15 protein-coding genes are annotated in these 16,009 nt (G+C 66.1%); 9 read left to right on the forward strand and 6 right to left on the reverse strand.

Features of this window, described 5'->3' with window-relative positions:
• Nucleotides 1-540 precede the first annotated feature (540 nt).
• The 3 genes from ACNQQL_RS00370 to ACNQQL_RS00380 all read left to right on the forward strand — a co-directional run bounded on the left by ACNQQL_RS00370 (nt 541) and on the right by ACNQQL_RS00380 (nt 2,502).
• Nucleotides 541-831, forward strand: coding sequence for a DUF3331 domain-containing protein (locus ACNQQL_RS00370; RefSeq protein ID WP_034180711.1), 291 nt, complete (start codon nt 541-543; stop codon nt 829-831).
• 167 nt (nt 832-998) lie between these two features.
• Complete coding sequence (locus tag ACNQQL_RS00375; RefSeq protein WP_347062822.1) at nt 999-1,985, forward strand: oxidoreductase; 987 nt, start codon at nt 999-1,001, stop codon at nt 1,983-1,985.
• 214 nt (nt 1,986-2,199) lie between these two features.
• A complete protein-coding gene (locus ACNQQL_RS00380) occupies nt 2,200-2,502 on the forward strand; it encodes a DUF4148 domain-containing protein (RefSeq protein WP_096473632.1) in 303 nt (100 codons plus the stop codon).
• A gap of 200 nt (nt 2,503-2,702) precedes the next feature.
• Here ACNQQL_RS00380 and ACNQQL_RS00385 read toward each other — a convergent pair whose 3' ends face one another.
• From ACNQQL_RS00385 to ACNQQL_RS00410, 6 genes are all read right to left on the reverse strand, one after another.
• Entirely contained in the window at nt 2,703-3,908 is a 1,206-nt protein-coding gene (locus tag ACNQQL_RS00385; RefSeq protein ID WP_347062823.1) for a TauD/TfdA family dioxygenase, read from the reverse strand.
• A 22-nt stretch (nt 3,909-3,930) separates the two neighbouring features.
• Nucleotides 3,931-4,887 (reverse strand): alpha/beta hydrolase, encoded by a 957-nt coding sequence (locus tag ACNQQL_RS00390; RefSeq protein WP_347062824.1) that lies wholly within the window; start codon nt 4,885-4,887, stop codon nt 3,931-3,933.
• A 28-nt stretch (nt 4,888-4,915) separates the two neighbouring features.
• Nucleotides 4,916-5,404, reverse strand: coding sequence for a thioesterase family protein (locus ACNQQL_RS00395; RefSeq protein ID WP_072441924.1), 489 nt, complete (start codon nt 5,402-5,404; stop codon nt 4,916-4,918).
• A gap of 10 nt (nt 5,405-5,414) precedes the next feature.
• Nucleotides 5,415-6,380 (reverse strand): L-carnitine dehydrogenase, encoded by a 966-nt coding sequence (locus ACNQQL_RS00400; protein ID WP_347062825.1) that lies wholly within the window; start codon nt 6,378-6,380, stop codon nt 5,415-5,417.
• Nucleotides 6,381-6,462: 82 nt separating this feature from the next.
• Entirely contained in the window at nt 6,463-7,392 is a 930-nt protein-coding gene (locus ACNQQL_RS00405; protein WP_175962250.1) for a 3-keto-5-aminohexanoate cleavage protein, read from the reverse strand.
• A gap of 79 nt (nt 7,393-7,471) precedes the next feature.
• Complete coding sequence (locus ACNQQL_RS00410; RefSeq protein ID WP_347062826.1) at nt 7,472-8,425, reverse strand: choline ABC transporter substrate-binding protein; 954 nt, start codon at nt 8,423-8,425, stop codon at nt 7,472-7,474.
• Between the two features lie 218 nt (nt 8,426-8,643).
• On the opposite strand from ACNQQL_RS00410, the gene ACNQQL_RS00415 reads away from it, so the two are divergent.
• The 6 genes from ACNQQL_RS00415 (at nt 8,644) to ACNQQL_RS00440 (ending at nt 16,005) form a co-directional block, all read left to right on the forward strand.
• Nucleotides 8,644-9,135, forward strand: a complete 492-nt coding sequence (locus ACNQQL_RS00415) for a hypothetical protein (RefSeq protein WP_347062827.1) — start codon at nt 8,644-8,646, stop codon at nt 9,133-9,135.
• On the forward strand, nt 9,132-10,712 hold the full coding sequence (locus ACNQQL_RS00420; RefSeq protein WP_072441931.1) for an isocitrate lyase: 1,581 nt from the start codon (nt 9,132-9,134) through the stop codon (nt 10,710-10,712). Before ACNQQL_RS00415 ends, ACNQQL_RS00420 begins: the two co-directional genes overlap by 4 nt.
• 253 nt (nt 10,713-10,965) lie before the next feature.
• Nucleotides 10,966-11,910 (forward strand): GlxA family transcriptional regulator, encoded by a 945-nt coding sequence (locus ACNQQL_RS00425; protein WP_347062962.1) that lies wholly within the window; start codon nt 10,966-10,968, stop codon nt 11,908-11,910.
• A 489-nt stretch (nt 11,911-12,399) separates the two neighbouring features.
• Nucleotides 12,400-14,112, forward strand: coding sequence for a M36 family metallopeptidase (locus tag ACNQQL_RS00430; RefSeq protein ID WP_347062828.1), 1,713 nt, complete (start codon nt 12,400-12,402; stop codon nt 14,110-14,112).
• A 79-nt stretch (nt 14,113-14,191) separates the two neighbouring features.
• The gene (locus ACNQQL_RS00435; protein WP_347062829.1) at nt 14,192-15,445 is read left to right on the forward strand and encodes a M20/M25/M40 family metallo-hydrolase; all 1,254 of its coding nucleotides are present in this window, start codon (nt 14,192-14,194) and stop codon (nt 15,443-15,445) included.
• Between the two features lie 197 nt (nt 15,446-15,642).
• Entirely contained in the window at nt 15,643-16,005 is a 363-nt protein-coding gene (locus ACNQQL_RS00440; RefSeq protein ID WP_347062830.1) for a YbjQ family protein, read from the forward strand.
• Nucleotides 16,006-16,009 lie beyond the last annotated feature (4 nt).

Below are 16,009 nucleotides of genomic sequence, written 5' to 3' on the forward strand. Positions count from 1 at the left end.
GGTAAATCCGGCGGATGGACAAGAATCCGGTGCTCGACCGGCCATGGCAGCGCGCTTTCGGATTCATGCAGGCCCAATGCCGGCGGGCTTCTCGGCCGGTTTTTCGCACACGCCCGGCGCGGTTGCCGCGCCAAACTGGCAAAAAAGTCATGTTCGCGTCAGGGTCTCAACGGGATGCACGCGCCATCATGGCGTTGCCGGACCGCGCTTCCGATACATCGCCTCCCCGCCCGCGTTCGATCCCTGCGGGCACTCCGTCCCCCGGCGATGTATTCCGTGTCTGGGCGAGCAGACACGGCGCGCGGGCCGATTTTCCGCCCCGGACTTTCCGTCCGGGGCGTTTTTGTCCGTGGATCCTCAGAAAAATGAGCGTGGATTGTTTCTAAATCGGCAAAAGGTAATTTGAGCCAGACAGGATGTTTTTTCCGGTCACAGACGCTTACATTTAGCGCACCACTCATGGAACCCGCTACGGATTCGCCATCGGGTAGTGACATCCACTGCCACGACCGAACCGCACGAGCTTTAGGAAACGGCAAAATGAAGGCCTCCCAATCCCTGCCTGTGCTCGATCCCCCCGACGTCCACGTCGAAATCCTCGAACAGTCCGATACGCTGCTCGTCGTCCGCTGGGTCGAACCCGGCCGCTGTCACTACGGCGAACAGCGCTGGCGCCGCCGCTTCGCGCAACGCACCGGCACCTGCGCATTGTCGCGCCAGGTCATCCATCGCGGCGACGAAGTCTTCCGCCCGGCCGAACGCCCGGCGCCCGCGAACGCGGCCGCGATGATCTCCGCCGCCGAAGTGCTCGGCCTCGCCGGGGGCAGGTAAATCCTGCCAGCCGCGTACCGCGGCCCGCTGCACCACGCCGCGCGTCGACCCTAGAAGCGCCGGTCTAATTCCCCCGCTTGTCCGCCACGTCCGCACGCACTATCGCTACATCATTCAATGTAACGATTACGTGCCGCGGTCGTTCGGCCGTGCCGATGGAGACAGACATGCATGCATGGAGCGCGCGCCACGTCCCGGCGCAGGGCGGCAAGGTCGCGGTCGTGACCGGCGCCAACAGCGGCCTCGGCTGGCAGCTCGCGGAAACGCTGGCCGCAAAAGGCGCAACCGTCGTGATGGGCTGCCGCGACGCCGCGCGCGCCGCGCAGGCCGCCGATGCGATCCGCCGGCTCCATCCCGATGCGCATGTCGAAGTCGATGCGCTCGACCTCGCCAATCTCGCGTCGATCGAACGCTTCGCGGCCGACGTGTCCGAACGCCACGGCCGCGTCGACATCCTCTGCAACAACGCCGGCGTGATGTTCCTGCCGCTGCGGCACACGCGCGACGGCTTCGAGATGCAGTTCGGCACCAACCACCTCGGCCATTTCGCGCTGACCGGCCATTTGCTGCCCGCGCTGAGCGCCGCGCGACGCGCACGCGTCGTGACGATGTCGAGCGGCTTGAACCGCGGCGGCCGGATTCGCGTCGACGACCTGCGCGCCGAGCATCGCTACAACCGTTATCTCGCCTATTGCGACAGCAAGCTCGCGAACCTCGTGTTCGCGATCGAACTGCAGCGCCGCTTCGAGCGCGCCGCGTTCGCCGGGATCAGCGTCGCCGCGCATCCCGGCTATGCGGCGACCAACCTGCAGTTCGCGGGCCCGGCGATGGACAGTTCGCCCGCCCGCGCCGCGCTGATGCGTGCCGCGAACCGTTATCTCGCGCAGCCGGCCGACCAGGGCGCGCTGCCCGCGATCCACGCGGCGACATCGCCCGATCTCGCCGGCGGCGCATATATCGGGCCGTCCGGCTGGTTCGAATCGCGCGGGCTGCCGGCGCCCGCGAGCGTGCCGCGCTCGGCGCGAGACGTGGCTTCGGCGGCGCTGCTGTGGGAAGCATCGGAAGCCGCGACCGGCGTGCGCTTCCTCAGCTCGGGCGCGCCGGCCGGGCGCTCGCCGGGCCGGCCGTTCGACACTGCGGCCGAGGCGCGCTGAACCGCGCGTCACGATCCGCAACATTCTTCATACTTATTACATCAACCGGAAAGAAAGCCGGCTGAAAGACTGATTCGGCGCACCACTGTTACCGCCCAGGAAACAATTTATCGTCAAAATCAGCGTTTACCCTCAACCATCCGATGACTAAGATTTGATCAATCGCTTAAGACATGGTGTCGAGAGCGAACTCAATAAAACACCGGAGGTCATCATGAAATCGCTCGTTTCCGCAGTCGTTGCCGCTGTCGCCCTGTCCGCTTCGTTCGGCGCATTCGCGCAAAGCACCGTGACCCGCGCGCAAGTGAAGAACGAACTGGTCCAGCTCGAACAAGCCGGCTACAAGCCGGGCGTGTCGAGCCCGTACTACCCGAACGACATCCAGAGCGCGGAAGCGCGCGTTCACGGCGCCGACGCCAGCGGCTACGGCGCGCAACCGGCTCCGCTCGTTCACTCGGGCGCCCCGGCTGCCGCGGCGTCGTCGAACGCACGCGATTCGATCTTCTTCGGCCAGTAAGCCGACGCGCCCCCGGCGGGCGCCGCGCGTCGCGCGATGAAGCCGTATCCGGACGAGCCCCTTTGCGGGCTCGTCCTTTTTTGTGAAACGCATACCTCCGCCGCCCGGCAGCGGGTGGCTTCGCCCGGGCGCGTTGCGTCCGGGCCTTTTTCGTCTGCGAAGCATGCGTGTGTGCAAGATGAAGCCGTGTGCGCCGCCGGTCAGCGCGGCACGGCCGCGGCAAGCACCGAACGCGACAACACACGCCACCGCGACAGCAGTTCGTCGCGATCGACATAGCAGCCCTGCAGATGCCGGCGGCCCGTCGACGGATCGAACTCGGTGCGTGCATGCAGCACACGCCGGTTGTCGAACGCCCACATGTCGCCCGCCCGCAGCCGGCGCTGCACGCGAAAACGCGGCTCGCGCGCAAGCGCGAGAAACCGCCGGTACGCGCGATAGACAGCCGCGACCGATCCGGCCGGCGCATCGAGCGGCCCGCGCAGGAAGTTCGCGACACGCACCTCGGTCACGTTGCCGCGGGCATCGAGCCCGATCACCGGCGCCGAACAGCGGTAGTCGCTGTTCGCACTCTTGTTCCAGAACTCGAACGGCGTCGACGCAAGCTGCTCGAAATCGGCCGGATGCTCGCGCCGCAGCGCGTCCGCGAGTGCGAAGCCATCGAGGAACACGCTGTCGCCGCCCGTCGCGTCGTTCGCGAGGCAATGCAGGAACTGCACGCCCGGCTGCAATTCGCGCGTCGGCAGATCGGTATGCGGCGGCAGGTTCAGCGACGTATACGCATTGCTGTCCGGCCTCGGCTTCGATTCGACGTCGAACAGCACGCCGAAATTGCTTTCGCGGATCAGGCCGATGCGGCGCGCGATCTCGTCGACGCGGCCACGCTCGGCCGGCACGCCTTCGACGAGCGTCAGCCCGGTGCGCTGCAACGCGGCGAGCCAGGCGAGCAATGCGCCTTCGTCCTCCATCACGTCGCGCCATGCGAACACGCCGATCGCCGTCGCATCGTCGCCGGCCCACACGTGCCGCCCGTGCGCGGCCTGGCGCTCGGCGCGCGACGCGTCGTCGTACGCATGCGCGCGCAACCAGCCCGGCGACCACGCGCTGCGATGCCCGTCGTTCCACTCGACATGCAGCGCGCCGTCGGTTTCGACGTGTACGGTGAGCGCCGACAGATCCTCGCGCGCGTCGGCGATCTCGAACACCTGCTCGCGTGTGACCGCATGCACGCACGCGGAACACGCGCAGTTGTCGCGCAGCCAGTCGAAATGGAACGGTGATCGTCGCGTGTCGCTCCACTCGACGTCCACCGCTCCGTCGCCGATTGCTACCGCGGCAATGGCCGCATTGGCCGCGTCGGCGGAAAACGTCCGCCAGTCCTCGATACGGTGTTGCGCTGCCTGCATCGTTGCCTCCCGGAAACGCCCGCTACGCGTGTGGTGCGAGCAGAAACCCGCCGACCGTCCGGTGCATTCGCGCCGCCTGCGGGCTCGTCCCGAGCGCGCGCCAGCAGCCGTGCACCAGCCCCTCTCCCATCCAGTAGTGCGCAGCCCCGCCGGCCGCGCGAATCCGTTCGACGTACACGCGCGCATCGTCGCGCAGCGGATCGTGCTCGGCGCCGATCGCGAGCACGGGCGGTAAGCCGTCGAAACGCGCTGCCGCGAGCGGCACCGACGCGCGCAGCAGCGGGTTGCCGTCCGTCAGTGCGTCGGACAGGTCGCTTTCCCAATACAGCGCGCGATAGCGATGGACGTCGTCGAGCGTCAGCATCGGCGCGTGCGCTTCGGTTTCGCGCGCGGGCGATTGCGGTTCGAACCCGAGCATCGGATAGACGAGCGCGATGCCGTCGATGCCGCCTTCGCCCGCATCGCGCAGTGCGGTCGCAACGGCCGCCGCGAGCATGCCGCCCGCACTGTCGCCCGCAAGCGTCAGCGGATACACGCACGGCCCGAACGGCCAGCGCGCATCGCGCGCGGCGCGTGTGACGGCAAGGCAATCTTCAAGAGCAGCCGGTGCGCGGTGTTCAGGCGCCAGCCGGTAGTCGACCGCGATCACGTCAAGCCCCGTGTCGGCCGCCAGTTGCGCGGTGATCAGCGCATGGCTGTCGAGCGAGCCGACGACGAAGCCGCCGCCATGAAAAAACAGCACCGTGCCGCGCGGCGTACCGTGCGCGGCCGTGTAGCGCCGCAGTGCGATCGCGCGTCCATCGGGTACATGCCACACGACATCCTGCTGCACGATGCCGGCCGGCAGAGCCGCCGGTGTCCACTCGGCCGCGAAGCGGTCGTAGAGGCGGCGCTGCTCGTCGGGCGAGCGCGCCGCCGCGTCGGCCGGATACCACGCGTCGACGGCTGCGACGAACGCTGCGATTTCCGGTTCGAGCATCGCATGCCTCCGCGGTTGAAGATCGACGCTAGCGGCGCGGCGGCAGCCCGATCACGCGGCCCGCATACGCAGGCGCCGCGCAATCGCGCTGCAACGCATGAAGCTCGGCCACGCGCGCGGCGACGTCTTCGTCGAACGGCGCCGACTTCGCGCCGTCGCGCGTATCGACGTGCAGCAGCATCTGCTCGCTCGCCGATACCGCGTCGTCATGCCCATCCGCGAACAGTTCGAGATACAGGTGCAGCCGCTTCGCGTCGTGCGCGAGCACGCGCGCATCGACGCGCACCTGCGTGCCCTCCTTGATCTCGTGCAGGTAGTTCACGTGCGCTTCGAGCGTGTAGACCGAGCGGCCCCGCTCGCGACGCGCGGCGTCGTCGAGGCCGATGCGATCCAGCAGCGCATCGGTCGCGAAGCTGAAGATCAGCAGGTAGAACGCATCGCGCAGGTGGCCGTTGTAGTCGACCCATTCGGGCCGCACCACGTCGCGGTAAATCGTCAGCGGGGTATCGCCCGTCATCGCCTGTCCTTTAGTCCTCGAATCGCATCCCGTGCCGCGCCTTCACCGCGGCGATCGACTTCAGCACCTCGGTGATGCACTCGTCGCGATAGCGTTCGAGCTCCTTGATGCTGCGCGTGCCCTGCTGTTCGGTCGTGCCTTCGACGACGCTGTCGATCAGCGCGTCGGTGAGCGTCGGCGCGACCAGCTTCGTCCACGGCAGTTCGAGCGCAGGACCGAACTGCTGCATGAAGTGTCGCATGCCCGCGTCGCCGCCGGCCAGCGTGTAGGTCAGGAACGTGCCCATGAACGACCAGCGGATGCCCGCGCCGAAACGGATCGCGTCGTCGATCTCGCCGGTCGTCGCGACACCTTCGTTGACGAGGTGCAGCGCCTCGCGCCACAGCGCTTCGAGCAGCCGGTCCGCGATGAAGCCCGGCACTTCCTTGCGCACGTGCAGCGGCCGCATGCCGAGCTTGCGATAGATATCCATCGCCGCTTCGACCGCTTCCGGCGACGTGCGCTCGCCGCCGAGCACCTCGACGAGCGGCAGCAGGTAGACCGGATTGAACGGATGGCCGACCACGCAGCGCTCCGGATGCGTCGCACGCGCGTAGAAATCCGTCGGCAGCAGCCCCGACGTCGACGACGCGATGATCGCGTCGGGCTTCGCCGCGCGGCTGATCTGCTCATGCAGTTCGAGCTTCAGCGCCTCGCGCTCGGGCGCGCTTTCCTGGATGAAATCGGCATCGGCGACGCACGCTTCGATCGTCGACACGAAACGCAGCCGCGCGGGATCGGCGCCCGGCGCGAGGCCGACGCGCTCGAGCGCGGGCCACGCATTCGCGACGTTCGCACGCAACCGTTCTTCCGCGCCCGGCGCGGGGTCCCATACGACCACGTCCAAACCGTGCGCGAGCGCGCGGGAAATCCACCCGCTGCCGATCACGCCGGTGCCGATGGCGGCGAACGTCTTGATGTCGGTCTTCACAGCCATGTCAACGCATCCTTCAATTCAGGGGAAATCGGTGGACGGCCGCGCCGGTGCGCGCCGCCGTGTCGTATCGGTCGGTAAAAACTCAAGCGAATTCGGCGATCGCGCGGCGTTCGAGCGGGCGCTCGCCGCGCGCCGGCAGGCCGAGCTTGCGGCGGCCTTCGGCCGGCGTCAGCACGCGGGCGCCGAGCCGTTCGACGATCTCTCTCGCGCGCTCGACGAGCGTGCCGTTGGTCGCATGCACGCCGCGGTCGAGCCAGATGTTGTCCTCGAGGCCGACGCGCACGTGGCCGCCGAGCAGCATCGCCTGCGCGACCATCGGCATCTGCATGCGGCCGATCCCGAAGCCGGCCCAGTGCGCGCCCGGCGGCAGGTTGTCGACCATCGCCTTCATCGTGCCCGTATCGGCCGGCGCGCCCCACGGAATGCCGAGGCAAAGCTGGAACAGCGGCGGATCGTCGAGCAGCCCTTCCTTCAGCAACTGCTTCGCGAACCACAGATGGCCCGTATCGAAGATCTCCAGCTCCGGTTTCACGCCGAGCTCCTGGATGCGCTTCGCGCCGGCGCGCAACTGCGCGGGCGTCGACACGTAGATGTAGTCGCCGTCGCCGAAATTCAGCGTGCCGCAGTCGAGCGTGCAGATCTCGGGCAGCAGTTCCTCGACGTGCGCGAGACGCGTGAGGCCGCCGACCAGATCGGTGCCCTTGCCGAAACGCATCGGGTCTTCGCCCGGGCCGATCTCGAGATCGCCGCCCATGCCGGCCGTCAGGTTGATGATCACGTCGACGTCGGCCGAGCGGATGCGGTCGACCACTTCGCGGTACAGGTTCGGGTCGCGGCTGCCGCGCCCCGTCTGCGGATCGCGCACGTGGCAGTGCGCGACGGTGGCGCCGGCCTTCGCGGCCTCGATCGCGGCGGCCGCGATCTCCTTCGGCGTGACCGGAATCGCCGGATGCTTGCCGACCGTATCGCCCGCGCCGGTGACGGCGCAGGTCACGATGACTTCATGGTTCATGCTGATTGCCTCGCTTGACTCTGGTTATTTCGCATTGCTGATGTTTTGTCGGTGCACGCGTCGTGCAGCGCGCAGGCCATTACAGGCCGAGATACGCCTTGACCGCCGGCAAGCCGTCCTTGCCGTCGAACGTCTTGACGCCTGCGAGCCACGGATCGAGCACCTGCGGGTTCTTCTTCAGGTAGGCCTTCGCGGCGTCGGCCGGCTTCGTCTTGTTCATCACCGACTGCATCAGCTGGTTCTCGAGCTGCGTCGAAAAACGCAGGTTCGTGACGAGCTTGCCCGCGTTCGGGCAGCGCGCGATGAAGTCGGGCGCCGTCAGCGTGTACACGCGCGCTTCGCCGTAGTTCGGGCCGAACGACGCGTCGCCGCCGGACAAGTAGTTCATGCTGAGCTGGATGTTCATCGGATGCGGTTCCCAGCCGAGGAACACGACCCACTTCTTCTCGCGGATCGCACGCTCGACCGTCACCAGCATTCCGGCCTCGCTCGATTCGACCAGCTTGAAGCCGCCGAGCCCGTACTGGTTCGTGTCGATCATCTTCTGGATCGTCGCGTTCGCGCTGCTGCCCGGCTCGATCCCGTAGATCTTGCCGTCGAGTTCCGCGCGGTGCTTCGCGATGTCCTCGAAAGTCTTCAGGCCGGCCTGGTATTCGTAGCTCGGCACCGCGAGCGTCGCCTTCGCGCCGGACAGGTTCGGCGTTTCGACGACGTTGATCGACTTGCTGTCGAGGAACGGCTGGAGCTGCTTCTGCTGCACGGGCCACCAGTAGCCGAGCGACACGTCGAGCTGCTTGCTCTTCAGGCCGGCGAACGAGATCGGCACCGACGCGATCATCGTGGTCGGCTTGTAGCCGAGCGCCTCGAACACGGTCGACGCGAGCGCCGTGGTCGACGTGATGTCGGTCCAGCCGATATCCGCGAAACGCACGGTGCGGCAGGTCGCGGCATCCGTTTCGGCACGCGCCGCGTTCGTGAACGCGGCGGTCGCCAGCACGGCCGCGACAAGCGCGGCGATCTTCGTCGACTTCATGGTTCGGTTCCTCCCGGTGGGACTCGTCGCAGCCGGTGCGCGGGGTGTGCGCCGGCCTGCATCGTGGGAGTAAAAGTAACGAGCCATATTGGCCGCGAAAAGACCGGCGGCGACCTGTTCTTGACTATTTGCGACTATGAGTGGAAACCACTAGTGTTTTGGAGAGGCTTGTTGGATGGGGTTTTGCCGCGTGTTTTGGGTGAAACTGGCTTGTCTACATGCGGCGCGAGGCTTTCGATTCCGCCGGGAAGGGACGGGATGCCGATGCGGCTTCGGGCTCGAAGCTGGAGCTGCCCGGACGAATTGACCAGGTCGGCCCGGCGACTTCCACAGCGCGCTTGATCGTACGTTGGAAAGCCGTCCGTCCGTTCGTAGAAACAGACGTCTACACGATCATCCCGCGAGCAATCGTTGCTCGAACCATCGTGCCTGCCCTTCCTCCAGCAGCCGAAAGGCCGTTTCACATTGCGGAACTCGCGTCGAATTCCCGCGGCATCCCTTTTTCGCCGCTTGAAAACTTGTTTTGCATCGCAAAAATCGCCACGCATCCCATTGAAAAACAAGGGAAATTTATGTCTTATGTCTTATATAAGACATCACCCAAAGCGCATCGGGCGGCGCTACTATTCAGTCATGCAGTTCGCTTCGACATACGGGCCCACGCTCAACCATTTACTCAAACGCGCTTTGCTCTCAGGAGATTGACATGACCCAGTATCAAGACGACATCAAGGCAGTTGCCGGTTTGAAAGAAAACCACGGCAGCGCGTGGAATGCCATCAGCCCCGAGTATGCCGCCCGCATGCGTGCCCAGAACAAGTTCAAGACGGGTCTGGACATCGCGAAGTACACCGCCAAGATCATGCGCGCAGACATGGCCGCTTACGATGCCGACCCGGCGAAGTACACGCAGTCGCTCGGCTGCTGGCACGGTTTCATCGGCCAGCAGAAGATGATCTCCATCAAGAAGCATTTCAACAGCACCGAACGCCGCTACCTTTATCTGTCCGGCTGGATGGTGGCCGCGTTGCGCTCCGAGTTCGGCCCGCTGCCGGACCAGTCGATGCATGAAAAAACCTCCGTCAGCGCGCTGATCCGCGAGCTGTACACGTTCCTGCGCCAGGCCGATGCCCGTGAGCTGGGCGGCCTGTTCCGCGAGCTGGATGCAGCCGAAGGCGCTGCGAAGGCCGCCATCCAGGAAAAAATCGACAACCACGTGACGCACGTCGTGCCGATCATCGCCGACATCGACGCGGGTTTCGGCAACGCGGAAGCCACGTACCTGCTGGCCAAGCAGTTCATCGAAGCGGGCGCATGCTGCATCCAGATCGAAAACCAGGTGTCCGACGAGAAGCAGTGCGGCCACCAGGACGGCAAGGTCACCGTGCCGCACGAGGACTTCCTCGCGAAGATCCGCGCGATCCGCTACGCGTTCCTGGAACTGGGCGTGGACGACGGCATCATCGTGGCCCGCACCGACTCGCTGGGCGCCGGCCTGACCAAGCAGATCGCCGTGACCAGCACGCCGGGCGACCTGGGCGACCAATACAACTCGTTCCTCGATTGCGAAGAACTGTCGGCCGACCAACTGGGCAACGGTGACGTCGTCATCAAGCGCGACGGCAAGCTGCTGCGTCCGAAGCGCCTGCCGAGCAACCTGTTCCAGTTCCGCGCCGGCACGGGCGAAGCACGCTGCGTGCTGGATTGCGTCACCGCACTGCAGAACGGTGCCGACCTGCTGTGGATCGAAACCGAAAAACCGCATATCGCGCAGATCGGCGGCATGGTCAGCGAGATTCGCAAGGTCATCCCGAACGCGAAGCTGGTGTACAACAACAGCCCGTCGTTCAACTGGACGCTGAATTTCCGCCAGCAGGCGTATGACGCGATGAAGGCCGAGGGCAAGGACGTGTCGGCATACGACCGCGCGCAGCTGATGAGCGTGGAATACGATCAGACCGAACTGGCGGCGCTCGCAGACGAGAAGATCCGCACGTTCCAGGCAGATGCATCGCGCGAAGCCGGCATCTTCCACCACCTGATCACGCTGCCGACGTACCACACCGCCGCGCTGTCGACCGACAACCTGGCCAAGGAATACTTCGGCGACCAGGGCATGCTGGGTTATGTGGCCGGCGTGCAGCGCAAGGAAATCCGTCAGGGCATCGCGTGCGTGAAGCACCAGAACATGTCCGGCTCGGACATCGGCGACGACCACAAGGAATATTTCAGCGGCGAAGCGGCGCTGAAGGCGGCGGGTAAGGACAACACGATGAACCAGTTCTGATACCGGTCATACCCGAAGCGAAACGCCAGCCCAGCCGGGCTGGCGTTTTTTCATTCGGGAAGTCGTTCCGGCGAACTTCCGTCGATCACCGCGCGCCGGTCCGTGCGCGCCGCAAAAACGCGCTGAAGACGAGCGAAACCCGCGATAATCTCCCACTGACCGTTCGGCGCCTGCGAGCCGGCCGGGGCGTGTGCCCGTCCGTTCGCAATCCCGTGCGATGTGCGACGACCACCGGATTCCATCCCCTGCCCCGATGCCCGAGGATTTCCACTTCCTGCTGCTGCCCGGCTTCTCCGCGCTCGGCTTCATGTCCGCGGTCGAGCCGCTGCGCGTCGCGAACCGCTTCCGCACCGAGCTTTACCGCTGGCACGTGATCAGCGCCGACGGTGCGCCGGTCGCCGCGAGCAACGGCATCCCCGTCGCCGCCGAAGCCGCGTGCGCGGACATCGAGCAGGTCGATACGGTGTTCGTCGTCGCGGGCTTCGATCCGCTCGTGTGCTACACGCGCGCGCTCGGCGACTGGCTGCGCCGCCAGCACCGGCACGGCGCGACGCTCGGCGGCATCGACACGGGCAGCTTCGTGCTCGCGGAAGCCGGGCTGTTCGACGCGTCGCAGCCGCTGACGCTGCACTGGGAAGCGCTGGCCGCGTTCCGCGAGCGCTATCCGGGCCTGAACTCGACGCAGGAGCTGTTCGAGATCGACGACCGGCGCATCACGTGCGCGGGCGGCACCGCGTCGATCGACATGATGCTCGACCTGATCGGGCGCCGGCACGGCGCCGATCTCGCGGCGGCGATCTCCGAGCAGTTCGTCGTCAGCCGCATCCGGCAGCGCTCGGACAGCCAGCGGCTCGAGATCGCCGCGCGCTACGGCGTGCACAACCGCAAGCTGATCCAGGTGATCGGCACGATGCAGCAGCACATGGAAAATCCGCTCGGCTCCGACGCGCTCGCGCAGGACGTATCGATCACGCGACGCCAGCTCGAACGGCTGTTCAGCGCGATGCTGAACGATACGCCGACACATTTCTACCTGAACCTGCGCCTCGATCGTGCTCGCGAACTGCTGCAGCAGACCGACATGAGCATCACGTCGGTGTGCGTCGCGTGTGGATTCGAATCGCCGTCGCATTTCTCGCGCACGTATCGCGCGCGGTTCGGCTTGAGCCCGCGCAGCGACCGGCGCGCGACGCGCTGATCGTCGCGGGTTTTAATCACAATCCTGCGCGGAATTGCGCGTTCCGGCGGCGTTTCCCGCCGCTCGCTGAACAATGCCGGCGATCGATCGACGGACCGAAGCGATCGTCGAAAATAATTTGCAATGTCGCCGAAAATATTCTGTAACATACCTCGCAATTAGATAGGCAGCCTAACGAGACGAGAGACTGGATTCGACGCACGTCGATCCGCGCAAGGCTGCCGGCCGATATCCAACCGATATCAGTATCGATCCGAGGGGTCTGACATGACGATGCTCGCTTCGCCGTCGCCGAACCTGCCTGCCGTTCGCTTCCTCACCCCTGCTCCCACCTGTTTCTTCTCGACCTGACATTTAGGTTTCCTTAGTCAGTCGACGCTCCCAACACCGCTTCGCCGCACCGGCTCCATCGAGCCGGCGCGCGGGCCGTGTCGTGCCTGCGCGCCACGAGTGCGCGGGCGTGTCCAACCGTTGAGATGAGGATCACGTATGCAGACATCACGCAAAGCATTGCCGCTCGCCCTGAGCCTTGCGCTCGGTTTCGGCATCGTCGGCGTCGCCGCGGCCGATACGAAGGTCTCGAATCCGCAGGCAGCGAGCCTGCGCGAAAGCCTGACGCGCGGCGTCGCGCCGCCCGCCGCGAAAGCCGATACGGCCACCGGGCAGTTCCGCGCGGACGGCGTCGCCGTCACACTGTACAACCCCGCGTATCGCGTGAAGAAGGCCGCCGCGACGCCCGCTGCAACCGCACGCGACTTCGTCGCAACTCAGGCGACGCAGCTCGGGCTCGACGCGGCCGCGCTCGCGAGCCTCGTCGTCACGTCGGAGCGCAACGATGCCGACTTCACTGTCGTGCGCCTGCAGCAGCAGGCCGCCGGGCTGCCTGTGTACGGCAGCGACATCGCAGTGACTGTCGCGAAGGACGGCCGCATCCTGTACGTTGCGAGCAACACGATCAACGGCGTGGTCGCGACGTCGCGCAAGTCGCAGGCCGTCGACCAGCAGCAGGCACTCGACCGTGCGCGCGCGTATCTCGGCGTGAGCAGCTTCACGAATCTCGACGCGCAGCTCGTCGCGTTCGTCGACAAGGCCGGCACGCACACCGCATGGAAGGTGCGCGGCCGCCCGCAGGACGGCCCGAAGGGCGACTGGGAACTGCTGATCGACTCGGGCAGCGGCGAAGTGCTGCGCGCCGAGGACAAGGCGTTCTATGCCACCGACGGCACGGGCTTCGTGTTCCGCCCGGATCCGCTGTCGCCGACGAAAAGCAGCTACGGCAGCACCGGCTACAAGGACAGCAGCGACGCCGATTCGACCCAGCTCACGGCCGCGCGCGTGCGCGTGACGCTGAAGGATCTCGGGCAATCGGGCACGCGCTACGCGCTGTCGGGACCGTACGCGGCGTGCGTCGATTTCGATGCGCCGCGCGACAACGCTTGCCCGCTGCAGTCGACACCCGCGTTCGAGTTTACGCGCGGCAACCTGTATTTCGAGGCCGTGAACGCGTACTACCACATCGATACGTTCCTGCGCTACGTGAACCAGACGCTCGGGATCAAGGCGCTGCCGTACCAGTACACGGGCGGCGTGCAGTACGACCCGCACGGCGAATCGGGCGACGACAACTCGTCGTACTCGTCGAGCAGCGGCCGGCTGACTTTCGGGCAAGGCGGTGTCGACGATGCGGAAGATGCGGACGTCGTGATCCACGAACTCGGCCACGGCATCCACGACTGGGTGACCAACGGCGGCCTGTCGCAGCAGGAGGGGCTGTCCGAAGGCACCGGCGACTATCTCGCCGCCGCGTACAGCCGCGACTTCAACCAGTGGAGCCCGTCGGATGCGCAGTACAACTGGGTCTTCAACTGGGACGGCCACAACGAGTACTGGGGCGGCCGCGTGACCAACTGGAACGTCGGGCGCACCTATGCGCAGGCGCGCGGTGCCGAGATCCACACGGCCGGCCAGTACTGGGCATCGTGCAACCTCGTCGCGCGCGACGCGATCGGCGCGCAGGCGATGGACAAGGCGTTCCTGAAGGGGCTGTCGATGACCAACGGCTCGACCAACCAGAAGGCCGCCGCGCAGGCCGTGCTGACGGCCGCGGCCGCGCTCGGCTACAGCAGCGCGCAACTCACGGCGATCGGCAACGCGTACAACAAGAGCTGCACGTACGGCGTGACCGTGCCGCAGAAATCGTAATTCCGCAGCAGGCGGGGGCGCATCGCACGACCTGCGGCGCGCCCTCTTCCTCGACATCGTTACCCTAGCGAGATCGAACATGCCTACTCTGAAACTTACCCATCTGAGCGCCGCACTGGGCGGCATGCTGTTGACCGCCGCCGCGCATGCGGCACCCGCGTGGATCACGCTCGGCGATGCGGCGTTCCGCCAGCTTCAACGCATCGACCCAAGCGCGACCGCGCAGTACAGCACGACGGTCGATGCCGGCAAGACGGCCGACGGCGTCGCGCGCCGCGAAACCGTGCACGTCGTCGAGATCGACGATTCACGACTCGGCGAGCTGGCCCATGCCGTCCACTACACGCGCGGCCACGGGCCCGGCTATGTCGTGCACGACTCGTTCGACGAAGCGCGCCAGGCGCTGCAGCCGTTGCCGCCTTCGCTCGCGAAGCACGTCGCGGCACCCGCGTACAAGGTGTCGAACGCACCGCAGATCGGCACCTGGATCCAGCAACTGCAGGCCAGCAACATCGTCGGCACGATCACGGCGCTGTCGGGCTTCACGAACCGCTACTACACGACGTCGCACGGCGTTGCCGCATCGGACTGGCTCGCGCTGCAGTGGAAGCAACTGGCGGGCTCGCGCGCCGACATCGCCGTCGAGCAATTCGCGCACACGGGCTTTCCGCAGAAATCCGTGATCCTGACGATCCGCGGCAGCGATCCGGCCGCGGGCACCGTCGTGCTGGGCGGCCACCTTGATTCTACCGTCGGCCGCACGACGGAGAACACGCGCTCGCCCGGCGCGGACGACGATGCGTCGGGCATCGCGAGCCTCACCGAAGCGCTGCGCGTGCTGCTCGCGAACAACTACCGGCCGAAGCGGACGATCAAGTTTGTCGGATACGCGGCAGAAGAAGCCGGCCTGCTCGGCTCGAAGGCGATCGCGAAACAGTTCCGCGCGCAGAATGCGAACGTGGTCGGCGTTTTGCAGCTCGACATGACGAACTACAAGGGCGATCCGAAGGATATCTACCTGATCACCGATTACACGAACGCGTCGCAGAACACCTACCTGACGAATCTGGCGAAGACCTACCTGCCGGAACTCGCGATCGGCACGTCGCAGTGCGGGTATGCGTGCTCGGATCATGCGTCGTGGAATGCGCAGGGCTATCCGGCGTCGTTCCCGTTCGAGGCCGACCAGAACGACAGCCCGTATATCCATACCGTGAACGACACGCTGGAAAACTCGGATCGCCAGGCAAACCACGCGCTGAAGTTCGGCAAGCTGGCGCTGGCCTATGCGGTTGATCTTGGCGGGGATGGCTCCGTAGTCGCGAAGCCCTGACGGCAGGCAGTCAAGTCGTTCGTCGATCCGGAAACGAAGGACTCATGTGCTCGCGGTTCGCACACGCGTCCTTCACGAAGGGTCCGCCGCCGGCATCGTGCGTCACCCCCGTCGCACGATTGACTCCCGTCGAATCGCGAACGCGTGCTCATCCGGATAGAATCGTCACTCGACCACTCCGCTACACGCTTCCCCCCATGACCGACACCACCCGCTCCGTCGACGATCTGTCGCCCGCTCGCGTCACGACCGCATTCGACCTGCCCGGCCATACGACCGCTCGCTCGCTCGGCGTCGCACAGGGCATCATCGTGCGTTCGCGCTCGATCGTCGGCTCGTTCGGCGCATCGCTGCAGACGATCTTCGGCGGCAACATCACGCTCTACACGTCGCTGTGCGAGAAAGCCCGCCAGCAGGCATTCGACAAGATGCTCGCCGATGCGCGCAAACTCGGCGCGAACGCAGTCGTCGCGATGCGCTACGACTCGACCGAGATCGGGTCGGGCGTCACGGAAGTGATCTGCTATGGCACGGCCGTGCGTGTGGCGCAGGACGCGTGACGCC

Origin of the sequence: Burkholderia sp. LFS061 (genome assembly GCF_047978125.1) — a bacterium.
GTDB classification, from domain to species: Bacteria; Pseudomonadota; Gammaproteobacteria; order Burkholderiales; family Burkholderiaceae; genus Burkholderia; species Burkholderia pyrrocinia_C.